This is a genomic window from Nonomuraea dietziae (assembly GCF_014195505.1).
GTDB classification, from domain to species: domain Bacteria; phylum Actinomycetota; class Actinomycetes; order Streptosporangiales; family Streptosporangiaceae; genus Nonomuraea; species Nonomuraea roseola.
Genome location: NZ_JACIBV010000001.1, coordinates 3,770,887 through 3,790,435, shown reverse-complemented (window position 1 = coordinate 3,790,435; position 19,549 = coordinate 3,770,887). Strand labels below are relative to the sequence as shown.

At 70.7% G+C, this 19,549-nt stretch carries 20 protein-coding genes, 1 tRNA gene and 2 riboswitches; of the genes, 10 read left to right on the top strand and 11 right to left on the bottom strand.

The features are described from left to right. Nucleotides 1-3: 3 nt before the first annotated feature. From FHR33_RS18020 to FHR33_RS18010, 3 genes are read right to left on the bottom strand one after another with little or no spacing between them, the layout of a single operon-like run. On the bottom strand, nt 4-573 hold the full coding sequence (locus tag FHR33_RS18020) for a hypothetical protein (protein ID WP_183648921.1): 570 nt from the start codon (nt 571-573) through the stop codon (nt 4-6). Nucleotides 574-627: 54 nt separating this feature from the next. Then, entirely contained in the window at nt 628-1,122 is a 495-nt protein-coding gene (locus tag FHR33_RS18015; RefSeq protein ID WP_183648918.1) for a hypothetical protein, read from the bottom strand. Then, the gene (locus FHR33_RS18010) at nt 1,122-1,730 is read right to left on the bottom strand and encodes a DUF6286 domain-containing protein (RefSeq protein WP_183648915.1); all 609 of its coding nucleotides are present in this window, start codon (nt 1,728-1,730) and stop codon (nt 1,122-1,124) included. Before FHR33_RS18010 ends, FHR33_RS18015 begins: the two co-directional genes overlap by 1 nt. Nucleotides 1,731-1,830: 100 nt before the next feature. Between FHR33_RS18010 and FHR33_RS18005 the strand changes: the two genes are divergently transcribed. Next, nucleotides 1,831-3,018 carry an amino acid deaminase/aldolase gene (locus FHR33_RS18005; RefSeq protein ID WP_183648912.1) on the top strand — a complete coding sequence of 396 codons (1,188 nt, stop codon included), beginning with the start codon at nt 1,831-1,833 and terminating at the stop codon, nt 3,016-3,018. 1 nt (nt 3,019) lies between these two features. Here FHR33_RS18005 and FHR33_RS18000 read toward each other — a convergent pair whose 3' ends face one another. Then, nucleotides 3,020-3,349: a DUF3618 domain-containing protein gene (locus FHR33_RS18000; RefSeq protein ID WP_183648909.1), complete on the bottom strand. Its 330-nt coding sequence runs from the start codon at nt 3,347-3,349 to the stop codon at nt 3,020-3,022. Nucleotides 3,350-3,440: 91 nt separating this feature from the next. Here FHR33_RS18000 and bcp point away from each other — a divergent pair, with 91 nt between their 5' ends. The 7 genes from bcp (at nt 3,441) to FHR33_RS17965 (ending at nt 9,932) form a co-directional block, all read left to right on the top strand. Continuing rightward, entirely contained in the window at nt 3,441-3,914 is a 474-nt protein-coding gene (gene bcp / locus FHR33_RS17995; RefSeq protein WP_183648907.1) for a thioredoxin-dependent thiol peroxidase, read from the top strand. A 91-nt stretch (nt 3,915-4,005) separates the two neighbouring features. After that, a tRNA-Leu gene (locus FHR33_RS17990) sits at nt 4,006-4,089 on the top strand. Between the two features lie 49 nt (nt 4,090-4,138). Beyond that, a riboswitch (glycine riboswitch) is annotated at nt 4,139-4,236 on the top strand. Then, nucleotides 4,237-4,333, top strand: a riboswitch (glycine riboswitch). It begins immediately after the preceding riboswitch. Between the two features lie 33 nt (nt 4,334-4,366). Further along, nucleotides 4,367-5,452, top strand: coding sequence for a glycine cleavage system aminomethyltransferase GcvT (gene gcvT / locus FHR33_RS17985; RefSeq protein ID WP_183648905.1), 1,086 nt, complete (start codon nt 4,367-4,369; stop codon nt 5,450-5,452). After that, nucleotides 5,449-5,838 carry a glycine cleavage system protein GcvH gene (gene gcvH / locus FHR33_RS17980; protein WP_183648903.1) on the top strand — a complete coding sequence of 130 codons (390 nt, stop codon included), beginning with the start codon at nt 5,449-5,451 and terminating at the stop codon, nt 5,836-5,838. Before gcvT ends, gcvH begins: the two co-directional genes overlap by 4 nt. A 58-nt stretch (nt 5,839-5,896) precedes the next feature. Continuing rightward, a complete protein-coding gene (locus FHR33_RS17975; protein ID WP_183648901.1) occupies nt 5,897-7,273 on the top strand; it encodes an L-serine ammonia-lyase in 1,377 nt (458 codons plus the stop codon). Between the two features lie 141 nt (nt 7,274-7,414). After that, on the top strand, nt 7,415-8,896 hold the full coding sequence (locus FHR33_RS17970; RefSeq protein WP_183648899.1) for a class I adenylate-forming enzyme family protein: 1,482 nt from the start codon (nt 7,415-7,417) through the stop codon (nt 8,894-8,896). Nucleotides 8,897-8,915: 19 nt separating this feature from the next. Further along, a complete protein-coding gene (locus tag FHR33_RS17965) occupies nt 8,916-9,932 on the top strand; it encodes an FkbO/Hyg5 family chorismatase (RefSeq protein WP_183648896.1) in 1,017 nt (338 codons plus the stop codon). Nucleotides 9,933-9,960: 28 nt separating this feature from the next. On the opposite strand, the gene FHR33_RS17960 is transcribed toward FHR33_RS17965, so the two are convergent. Genes FHR33_RS17960 through FHR33_RS17935 form a run of 6 tightly spaced genes read right to left on the bottom strand, consistent with a single transcriptional unit; the run spans nt 9,961 to nt 15,816 of the window. Beyond that, the gene (locus FHR33_RS17960) at nt 9,961-10,812 is read right to left on the bottom strand and encodes a DUF72 domain-containing protein (protein WP_183648894.1); all 852 of its coding nucleotides are present in this window, start codon (nt 10,810-10,812) and stop codon (nt 9,961-9,963) included. A 19-nt stretch (nt 10,813-10,831) separates the two neighbouring features. Continuing rightward, nucleotides 10,832-11,611: an alpha/beta fold hydrolase gene (locus tag FHR33_RS17955; RefSeq protein ID WP_183648892.1), complete on the bottom strand. Its 780-nt coding sequence runs from the start codon at nt 11,609-11,611 to the stop codon at nt 10,832-10,834. Between the two features lie 9 nt (nt 11,612-11,620). Continuing rightward, entirely contained in the window at nt 11,621-12,313 is a 693-nt protein-coding gene (locus FHR33_RS17950) for a gamma-glutamyl-gamma-aminobutyrate hydrolase family protein (RefSeq protein WP_183648891.1), read from the bottom strand. After that, nucleotides 12,310-13,074 carry a 3-oxoacyl-ACP reductase gene (locus FHR33_RS17945; protein ID WP_183648889.1) on the bottom strand — a complete coding sequence of 255 codons (765 nt, stop codon included), beginning with the start codon at nt 13,072-13,074 and terminating at the stop codon, nt 12,310-12,312. Before FHR33_RS17945 ends, FHR33_RS17950 begins: the two co-directional genes overlap by 4 nt. Before the next feature lie 43 nt (nt 13,075-13,117). Further along, nucleotides 13,118-14,461: an aldehyde dehydrogenase family protein gene (locus FHR33_RS17940; protein ID WP_183648887.1), complete on the bottom strand. Its 1,344-nt coding sequence runs from the start codon at nt 14,459-14,461 to the stop codon at nt 13,118-13,120. Beyond that, the gene (locus FHR33_RS17935) at nt 14,458-15,816 is read right to left on the bottom strand and encodes a glutamine synthetase family protein (protein ID WP_312895595.1); all 1,359 of its coding nucleotides are present in this window, start codon (nt 15,814-15,816) and stop codon (nt 14,458-14,460) included. Before FHR33_RS17935 ends, FHR33_RS17940 begins: the two co-directional genes overlap by 4 nt. A gap of 60 nt (nt 15,817-15,876) precedes the next feature. Between FHR33_RS17935 and FHR33_RS17930 the strand changes: the two genes are divergently transcribed. Continuing rightward, the gene (locus FHR33_RS17930) at nt 15,877-16,596 is read left to right on the top strand and encodes an FCD domain-containing protein (protein ID WP_183648882.1); all 720 of its coding nucleotides are present in this window, start codon (nt 15,877-15,879) and stop codon (nt 16,594-16,596) included. Between the two features lie 53 nt (nt 16,597-16,649). Here FHR33_RS17930 and FHR33_RS17925 read toward each other — a convergent pair whose 3' ends face one another. Continuing rightward, entirely contained in the window at nt 16,650-18,368 is a 1,719-nt protein-coding gene (locus tag FHR33_RS17925) for a DUF2264 domain-containing protein (RefSeq protein WP_183648879.1), read from the bottom strand. A gap of 91 nt (nt 18,369-18,459) precedes the next feature. Here FHR33_RS17925 and FHR33_RS17920 point away from each other — a divergent pair, with 91 nt between their 5' ends. Next, nucleotides 18,460-19,506, top strand: coding sequence for a substrate-binding domain-containing protein (locus tag FHR33_RS17920; protein ID WP_183648877.1), 1,047 nt, complete (start codon nt 18,460-18,462; stop codon nt 19,504-19,506). The last annotated feature ends 43 nt before the right edge of the window (nt 19,507-19,549 follow it).

The window sequence follows — 19,549 nt, the reverse complement described above, 5'->3', positions numbered from 1 at the left end:
CGCCTACCGGCACGCGTCCACGGGGCGGCCTGTCGCGGGGTCGAGGTCGACCCCGAAAGGCTCCTCGTCAGGCAGGTGCACCTCCACCCTGTCCGCGCCGACCCACCGGACCAGGTGGAGCTCCCCCTCGTCCATGTCGAAGCCAGGGCACTCGAGCGGCCACTCGCGGCTGAACAACCCCTCGTCGGTGCGGACACTGAGCGTGGCCGTGCTCTCGAACATGCCCCACTGCTCGATCACCCGGACGCTGAGCGGGCCCGGCCCGTCGACGAATCCGATCTCGGTCGAGGAGAAGATCGACCACACGAGCCCGATCCGCAGCCATACGAGGAGGGCGACCACCATCGCGGTCACGGTCGCCGCCCTGGCCCATGCGACGGGCCTCACCAGCTCCCTGACGCCCAGGCCGCCGGTCAGGATCGCGACGATCCCGAAGAGTGTCGGATGGAAGAGCGTGTCGTTGAGCAGGACGAGCTCGGTGTCCACCAGGAGGGTGACGGCCACCGTGGCGCCGAGGACGAACGCCACGGACAGGTAGGCGAGGGCCGGCACGGGCCTGCGCGGCAGGATCATGGGGACATGCTGCCAGGGCGGCCGTCCGGTCCGGTATGGGCGGCGGGGAGACGCTCAGCGGCGGACGTGGAGGCGCACCAGCGCGCCCATGGCGTCATCTCCGACGTCGCGCCTGATCCTGCCGACGATCTCGCGGTCCAGCTTGCCGACCACCGCGCCGACGTCCGCGCTGGACGGGCAGGTCACCGAGATCCGCATCCTGTCGGCGCCGACGAGCCTCACCTTGGTACGGCTGATGCCCTCCACGTCCTTCAGCCCGACGCACAGCAGCGCCGTCCCCGTGCCGGACCGGTGGCCGAAGCGGCCCCAGCCGAGCGCCATGAGCAGCCACCTGGTGGCGACCATGGCGGCCATGACCAGCACCAGCGCGCCCACCCACGAGATCCACGGGTGGGCGGCGAGGTAGGCGGCCACGTCGAAGGACAGCACCTTGGCGTCCTCGCCCTGCGGCAGCCGTCCCGAGCCACGCAGGAAGGCGTAGGCGCCCCCGGACAGCAGGACGAAACCCACCACGGCCAGGCCGATCCTGTTGCCCGCGTACTGCCGCATCAGAGCCCCTTCCTGCGCAGCCGCACGACGACCTCGCCCGCGTAGATCGCGCCCAGCCCGTTCAGCCTGTCGCCGACGGCGACGCCCGCCCTGCGCAGCATCGCGCCCGTGCGCTCGGCGTCGGAGACGACCGTGACCTCGATCATGCGGCGGCGCAGCCGTACCCTGACGCTCTCCACGCCGTCGACGTCCTCGGCCGCGGTCTTGAGCGTGCGCCGCAGCCCCGCCCTGGTGATGCCGATGACCAGCCTCGAATCGGAGGTCCCCAGCGCCAGCAGCCTGGCCCTGCCCGGCAGCACCGCGAGCCCGAGCAGCACCAGCCCCACGACCACGGTGACCAGGGCCCCCGACTGCAGGTTCGGGTGCGACCACGGGGTGGCTGCGGCCAGGTCCGCCACCCTGTCGATCGGCACCAGGCCGAGCCTGCCGCCCAGCAGCGCGGCGACGACCTCGGCGGCGGTCAGCGAGAAGAGCACCGCCAGGGCGGCGGAGACCACGACGCCCGCGGGGGTGCGCGCGGGCTTGAGCACTCTCGCCGCCCTGCGGCGAGGCGTGTCCCCTTCGGTCAGGGCGGCTCCGCCAGGCAGGAGCTCCTGGAGTGTTGTCATCACACCGACCAGAGGTACAGGGGCCCGCCCGGCCATAAAGCCCTCCCCGCCGCCGGTTTGCGGGATCTTTGCCCGCGAGCATCGGTATTACCCTGCTTGTATGGACGACCGCCAGCGCTACGACAGGGCCACAGCGGAGCTCGATCCGCCCTTCGCGATCCTCGACATGGAGGCGCTGCGGGCCAACGCCGAGAGCCTGGTGCGCAGGGCGGGCGGCAAGCCGATCAGGGTCGCGAGCAAGTCCGTCAGGTCGCGCCCGATCCTGGAGCGCATCCTCGCCATGGACGGCTTCCGCGGCGTCATGGCCTTCACCCTGCCCGAGGCGCTGTGGCTGGTCTCCCACGGCTTCTCCGACGTGCTGGTGGCCTACCCGACCGCCGACAGGGCGGCGCTGGCCAGGCTCGCGGCGTCGGAGCGGGCGGCGAGAGAGATCACCCTCATGGTCGACTCGGCCGAGCACCTCGACTACATCGAGGCCGCCGTGCCGGCGAACAGCCCGCCGCTGCGCCTGTGCCTCGACCTCGACGCCGGTTACCTCGCCTTCGGCGGGCGCTTCCGCGCGGGCGCCCTGCGCTCGCCGGTGCGCGAACCCGTGCACGCCGCCGACCTGGCGGCCGACATCGCCAAGCGTCCTGGCTTCAGGCTGGTCGGCCTCATGGCCTACGAGGCGCAGATCGCAGGCGTCGGCGACGACCCTCAGGGCAGCGCCGCCTTCGCCCGTGTCATCAGGCTGATGCAGGCGCGCTCGGCCAGGGAGCTGATCCTGCGGCGCGGCCGCGTCGTCAACGCCGTCAGGCAGGTGGCCGACCTGGAGTTCGTCAACGGCGGCGGCACCGGCAGCATCGAGCGTACGGTCAGGGAGAAGGCGGTCACCGAGTGCGCGGCGGGGTCGGGCTTCTTCCACCCCAGGCTCTTCGACTTCTACCGCGGCTTCAGCGGGCGCCCCGCCGCGCTGTTCGCGCTGCCGGTGGTCCGCCGTCCCGCGCCCGACGTGGTCACCGTGCTCGGCGGCGGTTACCTGGCCTCGGGGGCGCCCGGCCCCTCGCGGCTGCCCCAGCCGTACCTGCCCCCCGGGTTGCGCTACTCGGCCGACGAGGGCGCGGGCGAGGTGCAGACACCGCTGCTCGGCCAGCCCGCCGAGGACCTGCGCGTAGGAGACAGGGTGTGGTTCCGCCACGCGAAGGCGGGCGAGCTGTGCGAGCGGTTCGCCGGCCTGCTGCTCGTGGAGGGCGACAAGGTCGTCGAGGAGGTCCCGACCTACAGGGGCGAGGGCAAGACCTTCCTCTGACTCAGCCTCGCCTGCGCCTTCTCCACATCACCAGCGTGGCGCCGATCACCAGCACGGCGCCCACGGCGATCAGCGCGGGACCGAGGTTGGGCTGCTCGTCCTCCCACAGGTCGTCGGGCTCGTCGCCGAAGCGCACGGGCCGCGGCGTGATGCCCACGAGGTCGCCGACCGACGACACCAGGTGCTCGGCCCTCGCCTTGACCTCCTCCACGCCGCGCTGGGCGACGCGCTTCGGGCTCACCCGGTCGGCGATGGCGTCGACGGTCTGGGCGAGCTCCGCGCGCGTCCGCGCGATCCGGCGCTCCAGCTCATCGGGGTCGGTGTCGGCCATGGCTCTCCTCTCTCAGGTGATCAGTCTGTCAGGTCGCGGTGCCGGACGGCACAGCGGGCGCGAGGTAGGTTGGGCCGTCTAAGGAGGACCCGTGACCGAAACCAAGCTCCAGCCCGGCGACGCCGCGCCGGACTTCTCGCTGCCCGCAGCCGACGGCGGCGCCGTCTCCCTCGACGCCTTCCGTGGCAAGCGCGTCATCCTGTACTTCTACCCCGCCGCGATGACGCCGGGGTGCACCAAGCAGGCGTGCGATTTCCGCGACAACCTGAACCTGCTCACCGACGAGGGTTTCGTCGTGCTCGGCGTGTCGAAGGACAAGGCCGACAAGCTGGTCAAGTTCGTCGAGCGCGACGCGTTGACCTTCCCTCTGCTGTCCGACCCCGGTCTCGAGGTGCACAAGGCCTACGGCGCGTACGGCGCCAAGAAGCTGTACGGCAAGGAGGTCGTCGGCGTGATCCGCTCGACCTTCGTGATCGACGCCGACGGGAAGATCGAGCAGGCCCTCTACAACGTCAAGGCCACGGGACACGTGGCGGCGCTGAAGAAGAAGCTCGGCCTCGTCTGAGGCGTCACGGTCGGGCCCGCCGCGCGGGCGGGCTTGATCGTGAACGGGTATCTCCGCCGCCGCCCTGGGCGCTATTCTGAGCGGGAGTCGCGCGGGCGTGGCGAAATCGGCATACGCGGCAGGTTTAGGTCCTGTTGGTGGAGACACTGTGGGGGTTCGAGTCCCCCCGCCCGCACCTTTCCCTTGGTGGTCGAATCCGTACTAGGCTTGCCCCCATACACCGATGAACCCACGCGGGAGAGCGTCCTGGCAGCCGGCCATGACCCCTGAAGGAGCAAGCCCTCCCCGCGAACCTCTCAAGGCAAAGGACCGCGCGGGCCAGGTGACCTCTGGAAAGCAGGCCTGTTGGGCCTCGCCGAAGGTGAAAGTCCGGGAAAATTCGGGCGAAGCTCTCAGGCACCGATGACAGAGGGGGAGGATCCTGGCATCCGACCCATTCTGAGGTGCGCACAATGTCCCGACCGACGCCGCTGCGAGACATCCACGAGAGTCTCGGCGCCACGCTGACCGACTTCGCCGGCTGGCTGATGCCGCTGCGCTACGGCAGCGAGTCCGCCGAGCACAACGCCGTCCGCGAGCGGGCCGGGCTGTTCGACCTGTCCCACATGGGTGAGATCTTCGTGACCGGGCCGCAGGCGGGTCAGGCGCTCGACCACGCGCTGGTCGGCCACCTCTCGGCGCTGGCCGTCGGCCGCGCCCGCTACACGATGATCGTGAACGAGCAGGGCGGCGTGCTCGACGACCTCATCGTCTACCGGCTCGGCGACGAGGAGTTCATGGTCGTCGCCAACGCCTCCAACTACCCGATGGTCGCCGCGCGGCTCACCGAGCGCGCCTCCGGCTTCGGCGCCTCCGTCGAGGACCGCTCCGACCAGTACGCGCTCATCGCCGTCCAGGGCCCGAAGGCCCAGGAGATCCTGGCCACGCTCACCGACGCCGACCTCGAGGGCCTGAAGTACTACGCGGGCCTGCCCGGCACCGTCGCGGGCGCCGAGGCGCTGATCGCGCGCACCGGATACACCGGCGAGGACGGCTTCGAGCTGTTCGTCGCCAACGCCGACGCCGCCCCGCTGTGGCACGCGCTGACGAAGGCGGGCGAGCCGTACGGACTGCTGCCCGCGGGCCTGTCCAGCCGCGACACCCTGCGCCTCGAGGCGGGCATGCCCCTCTACGGCAACGAGCTCAACGCCTCGCTCACGCCGTTCGACGCCGGCCTCGGCCGCGTGGTGAAGTTCGACAAGCCGGGTGACTTCGTCGGCAGGGCGGCGCTGGAGCCCGTCAAGGATGTTCCGCCGCGCCGCCGACTCGTCGGCCTGGTCGCGACGGGCCGCCGGGTCCCGCGTCACGGGTTCCCGGTCACCAAGGACGGCGTCGTGGTGGGCGAGGTGACCAGCGGCGCCCCGTCGCAGACCCTCGGTAAGCCCATCGCGATGGCGTACGTGGACACTGGGATAGAAGAAGGTCTGGCCGTTGACATCCGGGGCAGCCAAGAGGCTGTGGACCTGGTGGAGCTGCCTTTCTACAGGAGGAACAAGTGAGCACCATCCCTGACGACCTGAGCTACACCAAGGAGCACGAGTGGGTCGCCGGACTCGACGACGGCCTGACCGTGACCGTGGGCATCACCGCCTACGCGGCCGAAGCGCTGGGTGACGTGGTCTTCGTGCAGCTTCCCGAGGTCGGCACCACCGTCGAGGCGGGCGACTCCATCGGCGAGGTCGAGTCGACCAAGTCGGTGAGCGAGATCTACGCCCCGGTCGGCGGCGAGGTCGTCGAGGTCAACCAGGCCGTCGTCGACAAGCCCGACCTGGTCAACAGCGAGCCGTACGGCGAGGGCTGGATGTTCCGCGTCCGCCTCGAAGGCGACCCCGAGGACCTGCTGAGCGCGGAGGAGTACACCGCACTCACCTCCGGCGACAACTGACACACTCCGCCGGGGTCCAGCCAGGACCCCGGCATATCTTGAGAGTTGGGCTGTATCAATGGCGATCAGTGTCTTCGACCTCTTCAAGATCGGTATCGGCCCGTCGAGCTCCCACACCGGCGGCCCGATGGCCGCCGCGCACAAGTTCGCCCGCGGCCTGCAGGCCGACGGGCTGCTGGAGCCGACCGCTCGCGTCGAGGCCATCCTGTACGGCTCGCTCGGCCTGACCGGCAAGGGCCACGGCAGCGACAAGGCCGTGCTGCTCGGCCTGTCGGGCGAAAAGCCGGAACTCGTCGACGTCGACACCGTCGACGCCCGCCTGGCCCAGATGCGCGAGGCCGGACGCATCAAGCTGTTCGGCGAGCACGAGATCCCGTTCGTCGTCGGCGAGGACCTGATCTTCGAGCGGAAGATCTCGCTGCCCGAACACCCCAACGGCATGCGTTTCACCGCCTTCTCCGACTCCGGGCAGAAACTGCGCGAGAAGGTCTACTTCTCCGTCGGCGGCGGTTTCGTCGTCGACGAGAACGCCACAGGGGCCGATCGCATCAAGCCGGACGACACCGTGCTGCCGCACCCGTTCACCAGCGCCGAGGAGCTGCTCAAGCACTGCTCCAACACCGGCCTGTCGATCTCGGGGCTGATGCTGGAGAACGAGAAGGCCTTCGGCCGCACCGAGCAGGAGATCCGCGAGCAGATCCTGACGTTGTGGCGGGTGATGTCGGAGTGCGTGCGGCGCGGCATCGGCAAGGAGGGCGTGCTGCCCGGCGGGCTGCGCGTCAAGCGCCGCGCCCACCAGCTGCACCGCAAGCTGCAGGCCGAGTCGGCCGAGCGTGACCCGCTGCACGCGATGGACTGGGTCGGCCTGTACGCCCTGGCCGTCAACGAGGAGAACGCCGCGGGCGGCCGTATCGTCACCGCGCCGACCAACGGCGCGGCCGGCATCATCCCGGCCGTCATGACCTACTGCGCCAAGTTCGTGCCCGGCTTCGACGATGACGGGGTGGTGCGGTTCCTGCTCACCGCCGCGGCGATCGGTGTGCTGTTCAAGGAGAACGCCTCCATCTCCGGTGCCGAGGTCGGCTGTCAGGGCGAGGTCGGCTCGGCCTGCTCGATGGCGGCGGCCGGGCTGACGGAGGTGCTGGGCGGCACCCCCGCGCAGGTGGAGAACGCCGCGGAGATCGGCATCGAGCACAATCTCGGTCTGACCTGCGATCCGATCGGCGGGCTGGTGCAGATCCCGTGCATCGAGCGCAACGCGGTGGCCTCGATCAAGGCGATCGCGGCGGCGCGTATCGCGATGCGCGGCGACGGCCAGCATTTCGTGTCGCTGGACAAGGCCATCAAGACGATGCGCGACACCGGGCGCGACATGCTCGACAAGTACAAGGAGACCTCACGCGGCGGCCTGGCCGTCAACGTCATCGAATGCTGACGGCTCTTCAGGAAGCCCATCCGGACAGCGGGCGGTCAGGGAGCCAGTGGCCGCCTCCACCTTTGCACGGCTCTTGACGCCACTCCACCGGCCGCTGTAGAAAGCTCGCGACGATCATGACGGTCGGAGGAGAGCTGTTGCATGACGGCCATTGACAATCTCGCCGAACATCTTGCCAGGACCGCTCGTGAACAAGGGTGGCTCGAGCGCCACGCCTACCTCGCCGACGGCGCCGTCCACCGCTACGCCGACGTCTTCGCGGGCGCCGACCGGATGGCGGCCTACCTGTCCGCCTCCGGCGTACGCCGGGGCGAGCGGGTACTGGCCTCCCTGCCCGACGGCATGGACCTGATCTGGACCATCCTCGGGACGCTCCGCCTCGGCGCGATCGTCGCCCTGGTGAACACCGACCTCCACCCCGACGAACTGCGGCAGACGGCCGAGCTCGCCGGAGCGAGGCTCACCGTCGCCGACCCCCGCGTCGCCGACGTCTTCGACGGCCCCACCGTCACACCCGCCATGATCAGGGCCGAGCAGGACCAGGCCGCCGTGCCGCCGGCGGCCGACTGCGCGCGGGACACCCCCGGCATCGCCCTGCTCACCTCGGGAACGACCACGGGCCGCCCCCGCCTCTGCTTCCACACGCACGGCGACCCCCACGTCTTCGACTCCGCGTTCGGCAGGGTCCTCGACCTGAGGCCCGGCGACGTGAGCCTCTCCGTGTCCCGCATGTACTTCTCCTACGGGCTCGGCAACACGCTCTTCTACCCGCTGCTCAGCGGGAGCGCGGCCGTCCTCACGACGCGACGCCCCACGCCCGCCGAGGCGCTCGCCGCGATCCGCGACCTCGGCGTCACCGTGTTCTACGCACAGCCCAGCTTCTACGCCAGGCTGCTGGCCGAACCCGACCTCTCGCCGCTCGCGGGCCTGCGGCTGGCGGTCACGGCCGGAGAAGTGCTCGCCCCCGCCCTGGAGGGCGCGTTGCGCGAGGTGCTCGGGGGACGGCTGCTCAACGTTCTCGGCACCACGGAGGTGGGCCAGGTCTTCGCCGCGAGCCCCCCGTCCGAGACCAGGGAGGGCACCGTGGGCAGGGCGCTGCCGCCCTTCCGGATACAGCTCGTCGACGACGAGGGCGAGCCCGTCCCCTCAGGCGCCGAGGGCAACCTCCAGGTCGCGGGGCCGACCATCGCGCCCGGCATCGGCTCCCCAGCGGAGAGCCCCCGCCACGGCGAGAGCAGCTGGTGGCCCACGGGCGACACCGCCACCATGGACGACGACGGCTACCTCCGGGTCCTCGGCAGAGCCGACGACATCGAGATCGTCGGCGGGCAGAACGTGCACCCCGCCGAGATCGAGGACGTGCTCGCGCGGCATCCGCTCGTGCTCGAAGCGGCGGTCTGCTCGACCCGGGCGCAGGACGGCACGTCGAAGCTGCTCGCCTACCTCATCGCCAAGGGCGACGAGTCGGACCACGCCACGATCCGCGGCGAGCTGGCCGACGCGGCCAAGAAGCAGCTGACCTGGTACAAGGTGCTGTCGGAGATCGTCTTCGTCACCGAGCTCCCACGAACCTCGACGGGCAAACTCAGCAGGCGAGACTTACGGGCCAGGGCAGCGGGCTGACCGGCAGGAGGCGGCACCGATGGCGACATACCCGAACGGACTGCGTGGCCGACTGGTCCGGCCCCACGAGGAGCCGCCCCCAGGGCGGCACCTCCTGGGCCGGATCGCCTTCCTCGACCATCACCGCCCCCCGGCCGTCCGCGACGGTGTCGCGGACATGGGCGTGCATCTCGCCCGCGACGAGCGCGCCCTGGTCACCGAGGTGTGGGAGACGGACGCGCCCCCCACGTCCGGCATGTACCAGGATCTCGTCTACGCCCACGACGGCGAGTACCTCTTCTGCGCCGGCCAGATCCCGGAGGGCGGGTCCTACCGCGAGCCGGTGCGCGAGGCCTACGACGCGGCCTTCGACCTGATCAGCGAGCTCGGCTATCCGCACGTCATCCGGATCTGGCACTTCATCAACGACATCAATCGCGCCAACGCCGACGGCATGGAGATCTACAGGGACTTCTGCCTCGGCAGGGCCGAGGCGGTGGACCGCCGTCTCGGGCCTGCCGGCGAGATGCCCGCCGCGACCGGGATCGGCTCTCTCGGCGGTGGCATCAGCTGGTACCTGCTGGCCTCCAGAAGCGGACGCATCCGCCACCTGGAGAATCCGCTGCAGGTTCCCGCTCCCTCCTATCCCCACAGGTACGGCCCCCGCCCGCCGAAGTTCGCGCGCGCCACCTCCCTCTCGCCACCGGGCCTCGACGGCGCCGGCGACGTCTTCGTCGCCGGCACGGCCAGCATCCTCGGCCACGAGACGATCCACGAGGGCGACGTCGCCAAGCAGTGCGACGTGACCCTCGCCAACATGGCGAAGGTCCTGAGCAGGGAGAACCTGCTGGCCCACGGGATCGACGACGGCCGGACCCTGAAGGACCTCCGCCTCGTCAAGGTCTACCTCCGCCGCGAGGAGGACCTCGAGGCCGTCCGGTCCGCGTGCGCCGAAGCCTTCTCCGACACGGCCGAGATCGTCTACTTCACCGTGGACATCTGCCGCTCGGACCTGCTCGTGGAGATCGAAGGCATCGCCCCCCGCGCGCCGGCGTGAGTGGAGCAGGGCGTCGGCGAGGGTGGGCTCAGAAGAGGGTCAGGGGCTCGACGGGCAGAGGGTCGGGCAGCGGGTCGAGTTCGGGGAGCCCCGCGCGCACCTCGTCGTGGAAGCGGCGGGCGAGCGGCAGGGCGTCGGCGTTGTCAGGGGTGTGGATGAACACCGTCGGGGAGCGGCCCTCGCGCAGCCACCCGGTGACCGTCCCGACCCAGTGCCGCCATCCCTCGACCGTGCGCTCCGTGGAGTCCCTTCCGAGGTAGCGGACGATCGGTCGGTCGGTGAGAGCGCGCGACCTGCGCGGCACGCGGGGCTTCTTCGTCCACGCGTCACGTTCGGCGTCGCTGGTCGGGGGGCTCTGGAAGAGCGTGGTGGTGTCGAAGGGGATCCACTCGGCGCCGGCGTCGGCCAGAACCCGCTCGAGGAGCCGTTCGGAGCGCTCGTCGTCGAAGAAGGCGCGGTGGCGGACCTCCACGGCGTACCTGTGCGAGCGGGGAAGCCCCCGCAGGAAGCCGGCCAGTGCGCCGAGGTCGGTCGGAGCGAACGATCCGGGCAGCTGGATCCACAGGGCGTGGGCCCGGGGACCGAGCGGCTCCATCGCCTCGAGGAACGTTCGGAGCTCCTCCTCGGCGCCGGTGAGGCGGCGCTCATGCGTGATCGGCTTGGGCAGCTTCACCACGAAGCGGAAGCTCGGGTCGGTCTGCCGCGCCCACGACTCCACCGAGCTGCGCGCCGGTGTCGCGTAGAACGTCGTGTTGCCCTCCACCGCGTCACACCAGGACGCGTAGGCGCGCAGGCGCTCGCCTTGAGGCAGCGGAGACGGCAGGAAACGCCCCTGCCATGGCGCGTGCGTCCACATCGCGCATCCCACATGAAGCCGCATGGATGCGACGTTATCGAACTCACCGGGCGAGCAGGCCCCTGACCGCCGCCAGCCAGGCTTCCGGCTGGTCGACATGGGCCATGTGGCCCGCCTCCTCCAGGATCACCGCTCCGGCGCAGGGGGTACGGCCGACCAGCGAGACGGGGAAGATCATGTCCTGCCGGCCGTGCAGCAGGAACAGCGGCACGCCGCGCAGCCGCTCCACGGGATCCGGACAGCGGGCGGAGGGGAAGCGTCCGCTGCGGTACGGCTCCAGGTAGCTGGCGGTGAACGTGACCCGCTCCAGGCGCTCCAGGTAGGCGGGCAGGGATTCCTGTCGCCACACGTTCAGCGGCGCGGTCGCGAAGGCCTCGGCGCGGGTCAGCTCGGCGCCCTCCAGCGGCGAGGTGTCCCACACCGAAGGATGGGCCTTCCGCCTGCGGGTGTACTCGCCCCAGCCGTCGAAGGCCCCCTGCGGCACGGGCAGGACGCTGCTGGAGGCCACGATCAGCCGTGTCACCAACCCCGGGTGCCGGATGGCGAGGCGCTGGGCGATGAGCCCGCCGTAGGAGAAGCCGAGGACGTCCACCGGCGACGAACCGATCAACTCGACGAGATCGGCCACCATCGCGTCGGGGGTGAGCGGATCGGCCACGGGGGAGCGGCCGCAGCCGCGCAGGTCGGGGAAGAGAAGGCGCCGCTCGCCCGCCAGCCGGTCGAGCGGCTCGACGAGATAGCTGTGGTCCCAGTCGGGGCCGCCGTGGACGACCAGCAGCGTGCGGTCGCGAGGCCCGCCGAACTCCTTCACGTGCAGGCGCATCAGGAGAGGCTAACCGGCGGCCCCGACAAGCGCGCGGAACAGGGCGCCGTCCTCCGCCGCCTCGGGGTGCCACTGCGTGGCCAGGGCGAAGCGGTGCCCGGGCAGCTCGACCGCCTCGATGGTGCCGTCGGCGGCGTGCGCGGTGGCCAGCAGCCCGTCGCCGAGGCGGCGGATCGCCTGGTGGTGGTAGTGCGGGACGGTCAGCGGGTCGCCGCCCACGATCTCGGCCATGCGGCTGCCGGGCGTGACGCCGACCGGCATGTGACCGAACTCGCCCGGCGCGGGCGCGTGCCCCGAATGCCCCACCACGTCGGGCAGGTGCTGGTGCAGGCTGCCGCCGAGCGTCACGTTCAGAACCTGCAGCCCCCTGCAGATGCCCAGGAAGGGCAGCTCCGCCTTGAGCGCGGCGTCGGCCAGCGCGAACTCCGCCGAGTCGCGGAAGGGCCGGACGAAGCCGGTGCGCTCGTGCGGCGTCTCCGCGTAGAGCGAGGGGTCGATGTCACCCCCGCCCGCCAGGATCACCCCGTCGAGCCTGCCCACGACCGAGGCGAGGTCCCCTGCGGGCGGCAGGATCACCGGCTGCCCGCCCGCGCGCGCCACCTGTTCCACGTACATGTACGGCAGCAGCGCCGTCGTCATGTCCCACACGGTGAACCGCGCAGGCTCGACGTAACAGGTGATGCCGATCAAGGGTCTGGTCATAGGGGTGTAACGTACGCTCCCGAGATGCCGCCGTCGACCAGGAACTCGGAGCCGGTGATGAACGAGGCGTCGTCGGAGGCCAGGAAGGCGACCGCGGCCGCGATCTCGGTGGCCTCGGCGAAGCGGCCGACAGGGATGTGCACCAGGCGGCGCTGGGCGCGCTCGGGGTCCTTGGCGAACAGCTCCTGCAGCAGCGGCGTGTTCACCGGGCCGGGGCACAGGGCGTTGACCCTGATGCCCTCACGGGCGAACTGCACGCCCAGCTCCCTCGACATCGCCAGCACGCCGCCCTTGGAGGCGGTGTAGGAGATCTGGGAGGTCGCCGAGCCCATCACCGCGACGAACGAGGCGGTGTTGATGATCGAGCCCTTGCCTTGGCGCCGCATGTACGGGATGACGTGCTTGCAGCACAGGTACACGGAGGTCAGGTTGACCTCCTGCACCCTGCGCCAGGCGTCGAGGCCGGTCTCCAGGATGGAGTCGTCGTCGGGAGGGGAGATGCCGGCGTTGTTGAAGGCGATGTCGACGCTGCCGTAGGCGTCGAACGCGGTCTGGAACATCCTGACCACGTCGTCCTCGCTGGTGACGTCCGCCTTGACGAACAGGCCGCCGACCTCGTCGGCGGCCTTGGCGCCGCTGGGCTCGTCGAGGTCGACGCAGACCACCTTCGCACCCTCCTCGGCGAACCTGCGCGCGGTGGCCAGGCCGATGCCGCTGCCCGCGCCGGTGATCACGGCGACGCGGTCCTGCAAACGCTGCATGTGTCCTTCTCTCGGTTGCTCTGCCCTGCGCGGGGGCGGGTGGTCAGTCGGTGGCGATGAAGACGTTCTTGGTCTCGGTGAAGGACGCCAGCGCGTCGGGTCCGAGCTCCCTGCCGAGCCCCGACTGCTTGAAGCCGCCGAACGGTGTCCAGTAACGCACGCTGGAGTGGGAGTTCACGCTCAGGTTGCCCGCCTCGACCGCCCTGGCGACGCGCAGGGCCCGCCCGACGTCGCGTGTCCAGATGGAGCCGCTCAGGCCGTACGGCGTGTCGTTGGCGATGCGCACCGCGTCGGCCTCGTCAGTGAACGGGACCACGGACACGACGGGACCGAAGATCTCCTCGGTGAAGGCGCGGTCGGTGACGGAGGAGGTGAGGACGGTGGGAGGGAACCAGAAGCCGGGCCCTGAGGGGCACGAGCCCTGCAGGTAGGGGGTGCCTTCGACGAAGCCGCGCACCCTGTCGAGGTGCTCGGCGCTGATCAGCGGCCCCATCTCGGTGCTCTCGTCGAGCGGGTCGCCGACCTTGATGTCGTGGACGGCCTGCGAGAGCAGGGCGAGGAAGTCGTCGTGGACGGAGGCCTCGACGAGGATCCTGGACCTGGCGCAGCAGTCCTGACCCGAGTTGTCGAAGACCGCGTAGGGGGCGGTGGCGGCGGCCTTGTCCAGGTCGGAGTCGGCGAAGACGATGTTGGCCGACTTGCCGCCCAGTTCGAGGGTGAGGCGCTTGACCTGCGAGGCGCAGGTGGCGGCGATCTGCTTGCCGACCTCGGTGGAGCCGGTGAACACGATCTTGGCGACGTGCGGATGCTCGACGAGGCGGGCGCCCGCGACCTCCCCCGCTCCTGGCAGCACCTGGAGCACGCCTTCGGGCAGGCCCGCCTCGAGGGCCAGCTCGGCGAGCCTGAGCGCGGTCAGCGGTGTCCACTCGGCGGGCTTGACGACCACCGTGTTGCCCGCCGCCAGCGCGGGGGCGACACCCCAGGTCATGACGACCATCGGGAAGTTCCACGGGACGATCACGCCGACCACGCCCAGGGGCTCGTGGAAGGTGACGTCGATGCCCCCCGCGACGGGGATCTGCAGGCCGTGGTGGCGCTCTGGCGCTCCCGCGTAGAAGTGCAGGACGTCGCGGACGTTGCCCGCCTCCCAGCGGGCGTTGCCGATGGTGTGGCCCGCGTTGGCGATCTCCAGCTGGGCCAGTTCCTCGGCGTGCGCGTCGACCTGCTCGGCGAAGCGCCTCAGCAGGCGGGCGCGGTCGCCCGGCGAGACCTGGCGCCAGGTGTGGAAGGCGGCCCTGGCACGCTCCACCGCCCTGTCGATCTCCGCCGCGTCGGCGAACTCGACGTCGGCGACGACGGCCTCGGTCGCCGGATTGATGATCTTCAAAGTCTCTCGAATCCCCTGAACAGTTCCCAGTCCGTCACGGCCGCCTCGAAGGCGGCCAACTCGACGCGGGCGTTGTTGGCGTAGTGCGCCACGACGTCCTCGCCGAAACTCTCGCGGGCCAGCTTCGACCCTTCCCACAGCGTCAGCGCGTCACGCAGCGTGTGCGGCACGGTCTCGGCGCCGCTGGCGTAGGCGTTGCCGGTGAACGGCTCCTCCAGCGTCAGCTCGTTGTCGATGCCGTGCAGTCCCGCCGCGATGAGCGCGGCCACCGCGAGGTAGGGGTTCACGTCGCCGCCGGGCACGCGGTTCTCCACGCGCAGCGAGGGTCCGTGCCCCACGAGACGGAGCGAACACGTGCGGTTATCCACACCCCACTTGACCGCGGTCGGGGCGAAGCTGCCCGGCACGTACCGCTTGTAGGAGTTGATGTTCGGAGCGTAGAAGAGGGTGAGTTCTCGCAGGCAGGCCAGCTGCCCTGCGATGAAGCGCGCTCCTGTCTCCGACAGTCCGTACGGCTGGCTCCCCGCCATGATGGGCGAGTTGTCCACAGACCTTAGCGATATGTGGATATGACAGGAATTGCCCTCGCGCTGGTTCGGCTTGGCCATGAAAGTGATCGACTTGCCCTCCTGGGCGGCGATCTCCTTGGCGCCGTTCTTGTAGACCGAGTGGTTGTCGCACGTGCGCAGCGCCTCGTCGTAGCGGAAGGCGATCTCGTGCTGGCCGAGGTTGCACTCGCCCTTGGCCGACTCGACGTACAGGCCCGCGCCCTCCATCTCGAGCCTGATGCGGCGCAGGAGCGGCTCGATGCGGGCCGTGCCGAGCAGTGAGTAGTCGACGTTGTAGAGGTTGGCGGGTGAAAGGTCGCGATAGCCGCGCCGCCAGGCCTCCTCGTAGCTGTCGTCGTAGACCACGAACTCCAGCTCGGTGCCGACGTAGGCGGAAAGGCCCCGCTCTTCGAGCCTGGCCAGCTGCCTGCGCAGGATCTGGCGGGGCGAGGCGGTCACGTCGGAGCCGTCCTCCCAGGTGAGATCGGCCATGAGCAGGGCCGTCCCCTCCTGCCAGGGGATACGCCGAAGGGTGGATATATCGGGCTTCATTACGAAGTCGCCGTAACCGCGCTCCCATGACGACATCTCGTAGCCGTTGACAGTGTTCATGTCGACATCGACGGCGAGGAGGTAGTTGCATCCCTCTGACCCGTGGTGTAGCACCTCGTCAAGGAAGAATCTCGCGGAGAGTCGCTTTCCCTGCATCCTGCCCTGCATGTCGACCAGAGCCAGCAGGACGGTGTCGATCCGCCCCGCTGTCACCTCGTCGCGCAACTCGTCGATGGAAAGGAAGCCAGCCGTCACAGTCACCCTCCCGCGTTATTGGGCTAGTGTTAGACCATTGGCAAGCCAGAGTCAAGAGGGGTGGACTTGAACCCGCTGACGGTGTTGCGCCCGGTGAGGGCCGGCAACGCCTTCGAGGAGACCGTGGAACGGCTGCTCCAGGCGATCAAGCTCGGCATGGTGGCGCAGGGCGAGAAGCTTCCCCCCGAGCGGGAGCTCGCCGTCCAGCTGGGGATCAGCAGGGTCACTCTCCGTGAGGCCATCCGCGCGCTGCAGGAGGCCGGCTACCTGGACGTACGCCGTGGGCGCTACGGCGGCGCCTTCGTCACCTACGCGCCGCCGCCTCCCGGCACGGGGGACCTGCGGCAGGCGGTCGCCGAGATGGGCACCGACTCGCTCGCCGACGCGCTCACCTTCAGGATGGCGGTGGAGTGCGGGGCGGCCCAGGTGCTGGCCTCCACCCCGCTCGACGAGACGCAGCGCGCCCTTCTCCTCGGACGGCTGGCCGAGCTGAACACCGCGCGCCCCGACGAGTACCGGCGCCTCGACACGGCCTTCCACCTGTCGATCGCCGAGCTCACCGGCTCCTCGCTGCTCGCCGCCACCTGCGCGGACGCCCGCCTCCGTGTCACCGACCTGCTCAACGCCATCCCGATGCTGCAGGTCAACATCGAACACGCGGCCATCCAACACGAGGCCATCGTGGCGGCGATCCTCGCGGGAGACCCCGACGGCGCGCGCAGAGCGGTCGCCGAGCACTTGGAGGGCACCGCCGCCCTCCTGCGCGCCTTCCTCGCCTGAACCACCACCCGGGCCCGACGGGGCCGCACGCCCGAGCCGGCGGCTACGCCCCGCTAAAGCGGGAGCTCCTGGACGGTGCCGTCGTGCCAGGTGACGGTCGCCCCCACGGGGTCGTAGACGGGCGGCGGAGGTGCGGGGGCGGCCGAGAGAGTCGCCACGCAGACGAAGACGGACTCGGGCCCCGCGCACTCGCCCTCCAAGCACGGCACCAGCGCGTCGGGGCCGAAGACCGTGCCCTCGGGCGACTCCATGACCGACGAGCGGGTGAAGCCGTGCAGGGGGAGAAGGGCGCCGGTCAGCTCCTCTCCCGCCGCCTCGGGAAGGGCCCAGCCGGTCTGGCGGACCACCGTGCCGGAGGGGGCGGTGACCCGGTGGAGCCTTACCTCGTGCGGGCCGCGCACCATGCTCACGCTCTCGATCAGCGTCGAGGGCGTGGGGCGGCTGGAGGAGGCGGCCCAGCCGGGGCCCGCGCCGAGCGGCGTGATGGGCCCGCGCGGGGTCACCTCGCCGTCGATCACCAGCCCGAGGTGGTTGTCGGCGGGGGTGGCAGGGCCCGTCCGAGAGGAGTAGGCCAGGCGCTGGTAGAGGGGGTCGTCGGGGCCGCCGCCCGGCGGCTGGTGGTCGCTGCCGTGGTTGACCAGCCTGACCAGGCCGTCGGCGGCGGTGGAGTGGACGAGCAGCCCGGGGCCTGGCAGGCCGATGGCCTGGTCGGCGCGTTCGACGGGGCCGGGCTCCTCGACGGAGGTCCAGGCGGGGTGGTCGGCGGGCAGGAGCAGGCCGAGGAAGCCCTTCGAGGCCCAGTACGGCGAGGCCGCCCCCGAGTACGGCTGCAGTGAGGGCTCGTGCGGGCCGTACCAGCCGAGCGTGAGCAGGCCCTGAGGGGAGAGCGCCCTGCCGTCGGCCAGGAAGTGCCTGAGAGCGCCGCTGGCCAGGCGGCGGGCCGTACCGGGGGAGTAGGGGGAGACACCGAGCAGCTCGCCGGCCCACACAGGTGCGGCGGCGGCGAAGCGGTAGATGAGCGACCTGCCCTGGTAGACGGGCGAGCCGTTGGCGTCGAAGGCGGAGCCGTAGTTGCCGAGGAAGGCGCGCAGACGCGTGGCGTACGGCTCGGCTGGCCCACCGAGGTGGGCGTGCAGGGCCGGGTAGAGGTGCATGGCCCAGCCGTTGTAGTGGTCGAAGTTGCGCCCTTCGCCGTCGCGGTACCAGCCGTCGCCCTCGTACCAGCGCTCGATCCTGTCCAGGCCTCTGTCGATGACCGACTGGGTGTCGTGGCCGAGCTCCTGGAGGAACCCGGCCACGGTCACGGGGAACAGGTGCCAGTTGTTGTCGACGTGCCTGCGGCGCAGCGCCTCCTCCAGCCATCCCACGACCCGGTCCTGGACGCCCGGGTCGAGCAGGTCCCACAGCCACGGACGGGTCAGGCGCAGGCCGAGCGCGATGGAGGCCGCCTCCACCATGGGCTGGAAGTGGTCCTTGATCTCCGGCCAGGTGCCGAGGGGGCCGGTCGCCAGCCCCTCGGCGTACGGCTGGAGCGCCGCGGGATCGCCGCCGCCCGCCACCCTGAAGGCCGCCAGCAGGAAGGTGCGGGCATAGCCCTCGAGCCCGTCGCAGCCGGACCAGCTGGCCCTTCCCGGCAAAGCGATCAACGAGTGATCGGGTGAGCGATACGGTTCGACCGCGGACAGCAGGGCGTCGGCAGCGGCCTCCCAGTGCGCGCGCGTCCACCCGGTGTACGGGCTGAGTGATCGGTCCTCAGGCGGAAGGACGAGCATGCGGGCTCCGGGAGATGATCGAACGAAACAATACGTTCACAGCCGAAACCTACAGCGCTAGGATCGGAACGTCGAGTGTGAGGAGTCCCCCTTGTTCGTCGAGCAACGCCATGAGCTCATCCTGCGCGAGGTGCGCGAGCGCGGATCCGTGCGGCTGGCCGACCTGGTCGAGCGGCTCGGCGTCTCGATGGTCACCCTGCGCAGGGATGTCGAGCACCTGGCCGGCCAGGGGCTGGTCAACAGGGTCCACGGCGGTGTCACGCTGCCCCCGGAGACCGTCCAGGAGAGCCGCCCCTCGATCGAGCGTTCGCTCACGATCGGGATGCTGGTGCCCTCGGCCACCTACTACTACGGCACGGTCATCAAGGCCGCCCGCGACCAGGCGCAACGCCTCGGCGCGCGGCTGGTGCTCGGGGTCTCCCGCTACGACGACGACGAGGATCGCAAGCAGGTGGGACAGCTGATCGCCGGAGGGGCCGAGGGCCTGCTGCTCACGACGAGCAGGCAGCCCGACGAGTCGCACGTGTCGTGGCTGGCAGGGCTGGGGGTGCCCGCCGTCCTGGTGGAGAGGATCGCCGAGCTGGGCGGACCCGCCTCCTTCATGGACGCGGCCGCCTCCCACCACGCCCACGGCGCCTTCCTCGGCACCAGGCACCTGGCGGAGCTGGGCCATCGCAGGGTGGCGATGGTGACCCGCAAGAGCCCCACCGCGCCGCGCGTGCGCCACGGCTTCCTCTCCGCCGTGCGCGACCTGGGGCTCGAGACGCCGGGGGAGTTCGGCGTGGAGCAGGACGGGCCGTCGGACGAGCAGGTCGCGCAGGTGGTCAGGGCCATCGGCGACGGCTCGGTGACCGGGCTGCTCGTGCACAACGACGAGGACGCGCTGCTGCTGGTGCAGCACCTGCGCCTGGCGGGCGTGCGGATCCCCGCCGACGTCTCGATCGTGGCCTACGACGACGAGGTCGCCGCGCTCAGCGACCCGCCGCTCACCGCGGTCGCGCCGCCCAAGGCGGCGGTCGGCCGCAGCGCCGTCGACCTGCTCGTCCGCCGGATCGAGCAGGGTTCGGCGCTGGCCGCCCAGCACGTGGCGCTGCTGCCGGAACTCAGGGTGCGGGAGTCCACCGCCGTCCGCGGCTGATTGTTTTGCGTTCATTTCGTTACTGATCGAAATCTAGACAAGC

Coding starts and splice junctions, on each gene's coding strand:
- FHR33_RS17955 (WP_183648892.1), bottom strand. CDS start 11,611: ATGCGCCTGCACGTGAAGGAGTTCGGCGGGCCTCGCGACCGCACGCTG.
- FHR33_RS18010 (WP_183648915.1), bottom strand. CDS start 1,730: ATGACAACACTCCAGGAGCTCCTGCCTGGCGGAGCCGCCCTGACCGAA.
- FHR33_RS17960 (WP_183648894.1), bottom strand. CDS start 10,812: ATGCGGCTTCATGTGGGATGCGCGATGTGGACGCACGCGCCATGGCAG.
- FHR33_RS17970 (WP_183648899.1), top strand. CDS start 7,415: ATGACGGCCATTGACAATCTCGCCGAACATCTTGCCAGGACCGCTCGT.
- FHR33_RS17975 (WP_183648901.1), top strand. CDS start 5,897: ATGGCGATCAGTGTCTTCGACCTCTTCAAGATCGGTATCGGCCCGTCG.
- FHR33_RS18000 (WP_183648909.1), bottom strand. CDS start 3,349: ATGGCCGACACCGACCCCGATGAGCTGGAGCGCCGGATCGCGCGGACG.
- FHR33_RS17965 (WP_183648896.1), top strand. CDS start 8,916: ATGGCGACATACCCGAACGGACTGCGTGGCCGACTGGTCCGGCCCCAC.
- FHR33_RS17925 (WP_183648879.1), bottom strand. CDS start 18,368: ATGCTCGTCCTTCCGCCTGAGGACCGATCACTCAGCCCGTACACCGGG.
- FHR33_RS17945 (WP_183648889.1), bottom strand. CDS start 13,074: ATGCAGCGTTTGCAGGACCGCGTCGCCGTGATCACCGGCGCGGGCAGC.
- FHR33_RS17950 (WP_183648891.1), bottom strand. CDS start 12,313: ATGACCAGACCCTTGATCGGCATCACCTGTTACGTCGAGCCTGCGCGG.
- gcvT (WP_183648905.1), top strand. CDS start 4,367: ATGTCCCGACCGACGCCGCTGCGAGACATCCACGAGAGTCTCGGCGCC.
- FHR33_RS18020 (WP_183648921.1), bottom strand. CDS start 573: ATGATCCTGCCGCGCAGGCCCGTGCCGGCCCTCGCCTACCTGTCCGTG.
- FHR33_RS18015 (WP_183648918.1), bottom strand. CDS start 1,122: ATGCGGCAGTACGCGGGCAACAGGATCGGCCTGGCCGTGGTGGGTTTC.
- FHR33_RS18005 (WP_183648912.1), top strand. CDS start 1,831: ATGGACGACCGCCAGCGCTACGACAGGGCCACAGCGGAGCTCGATCCG.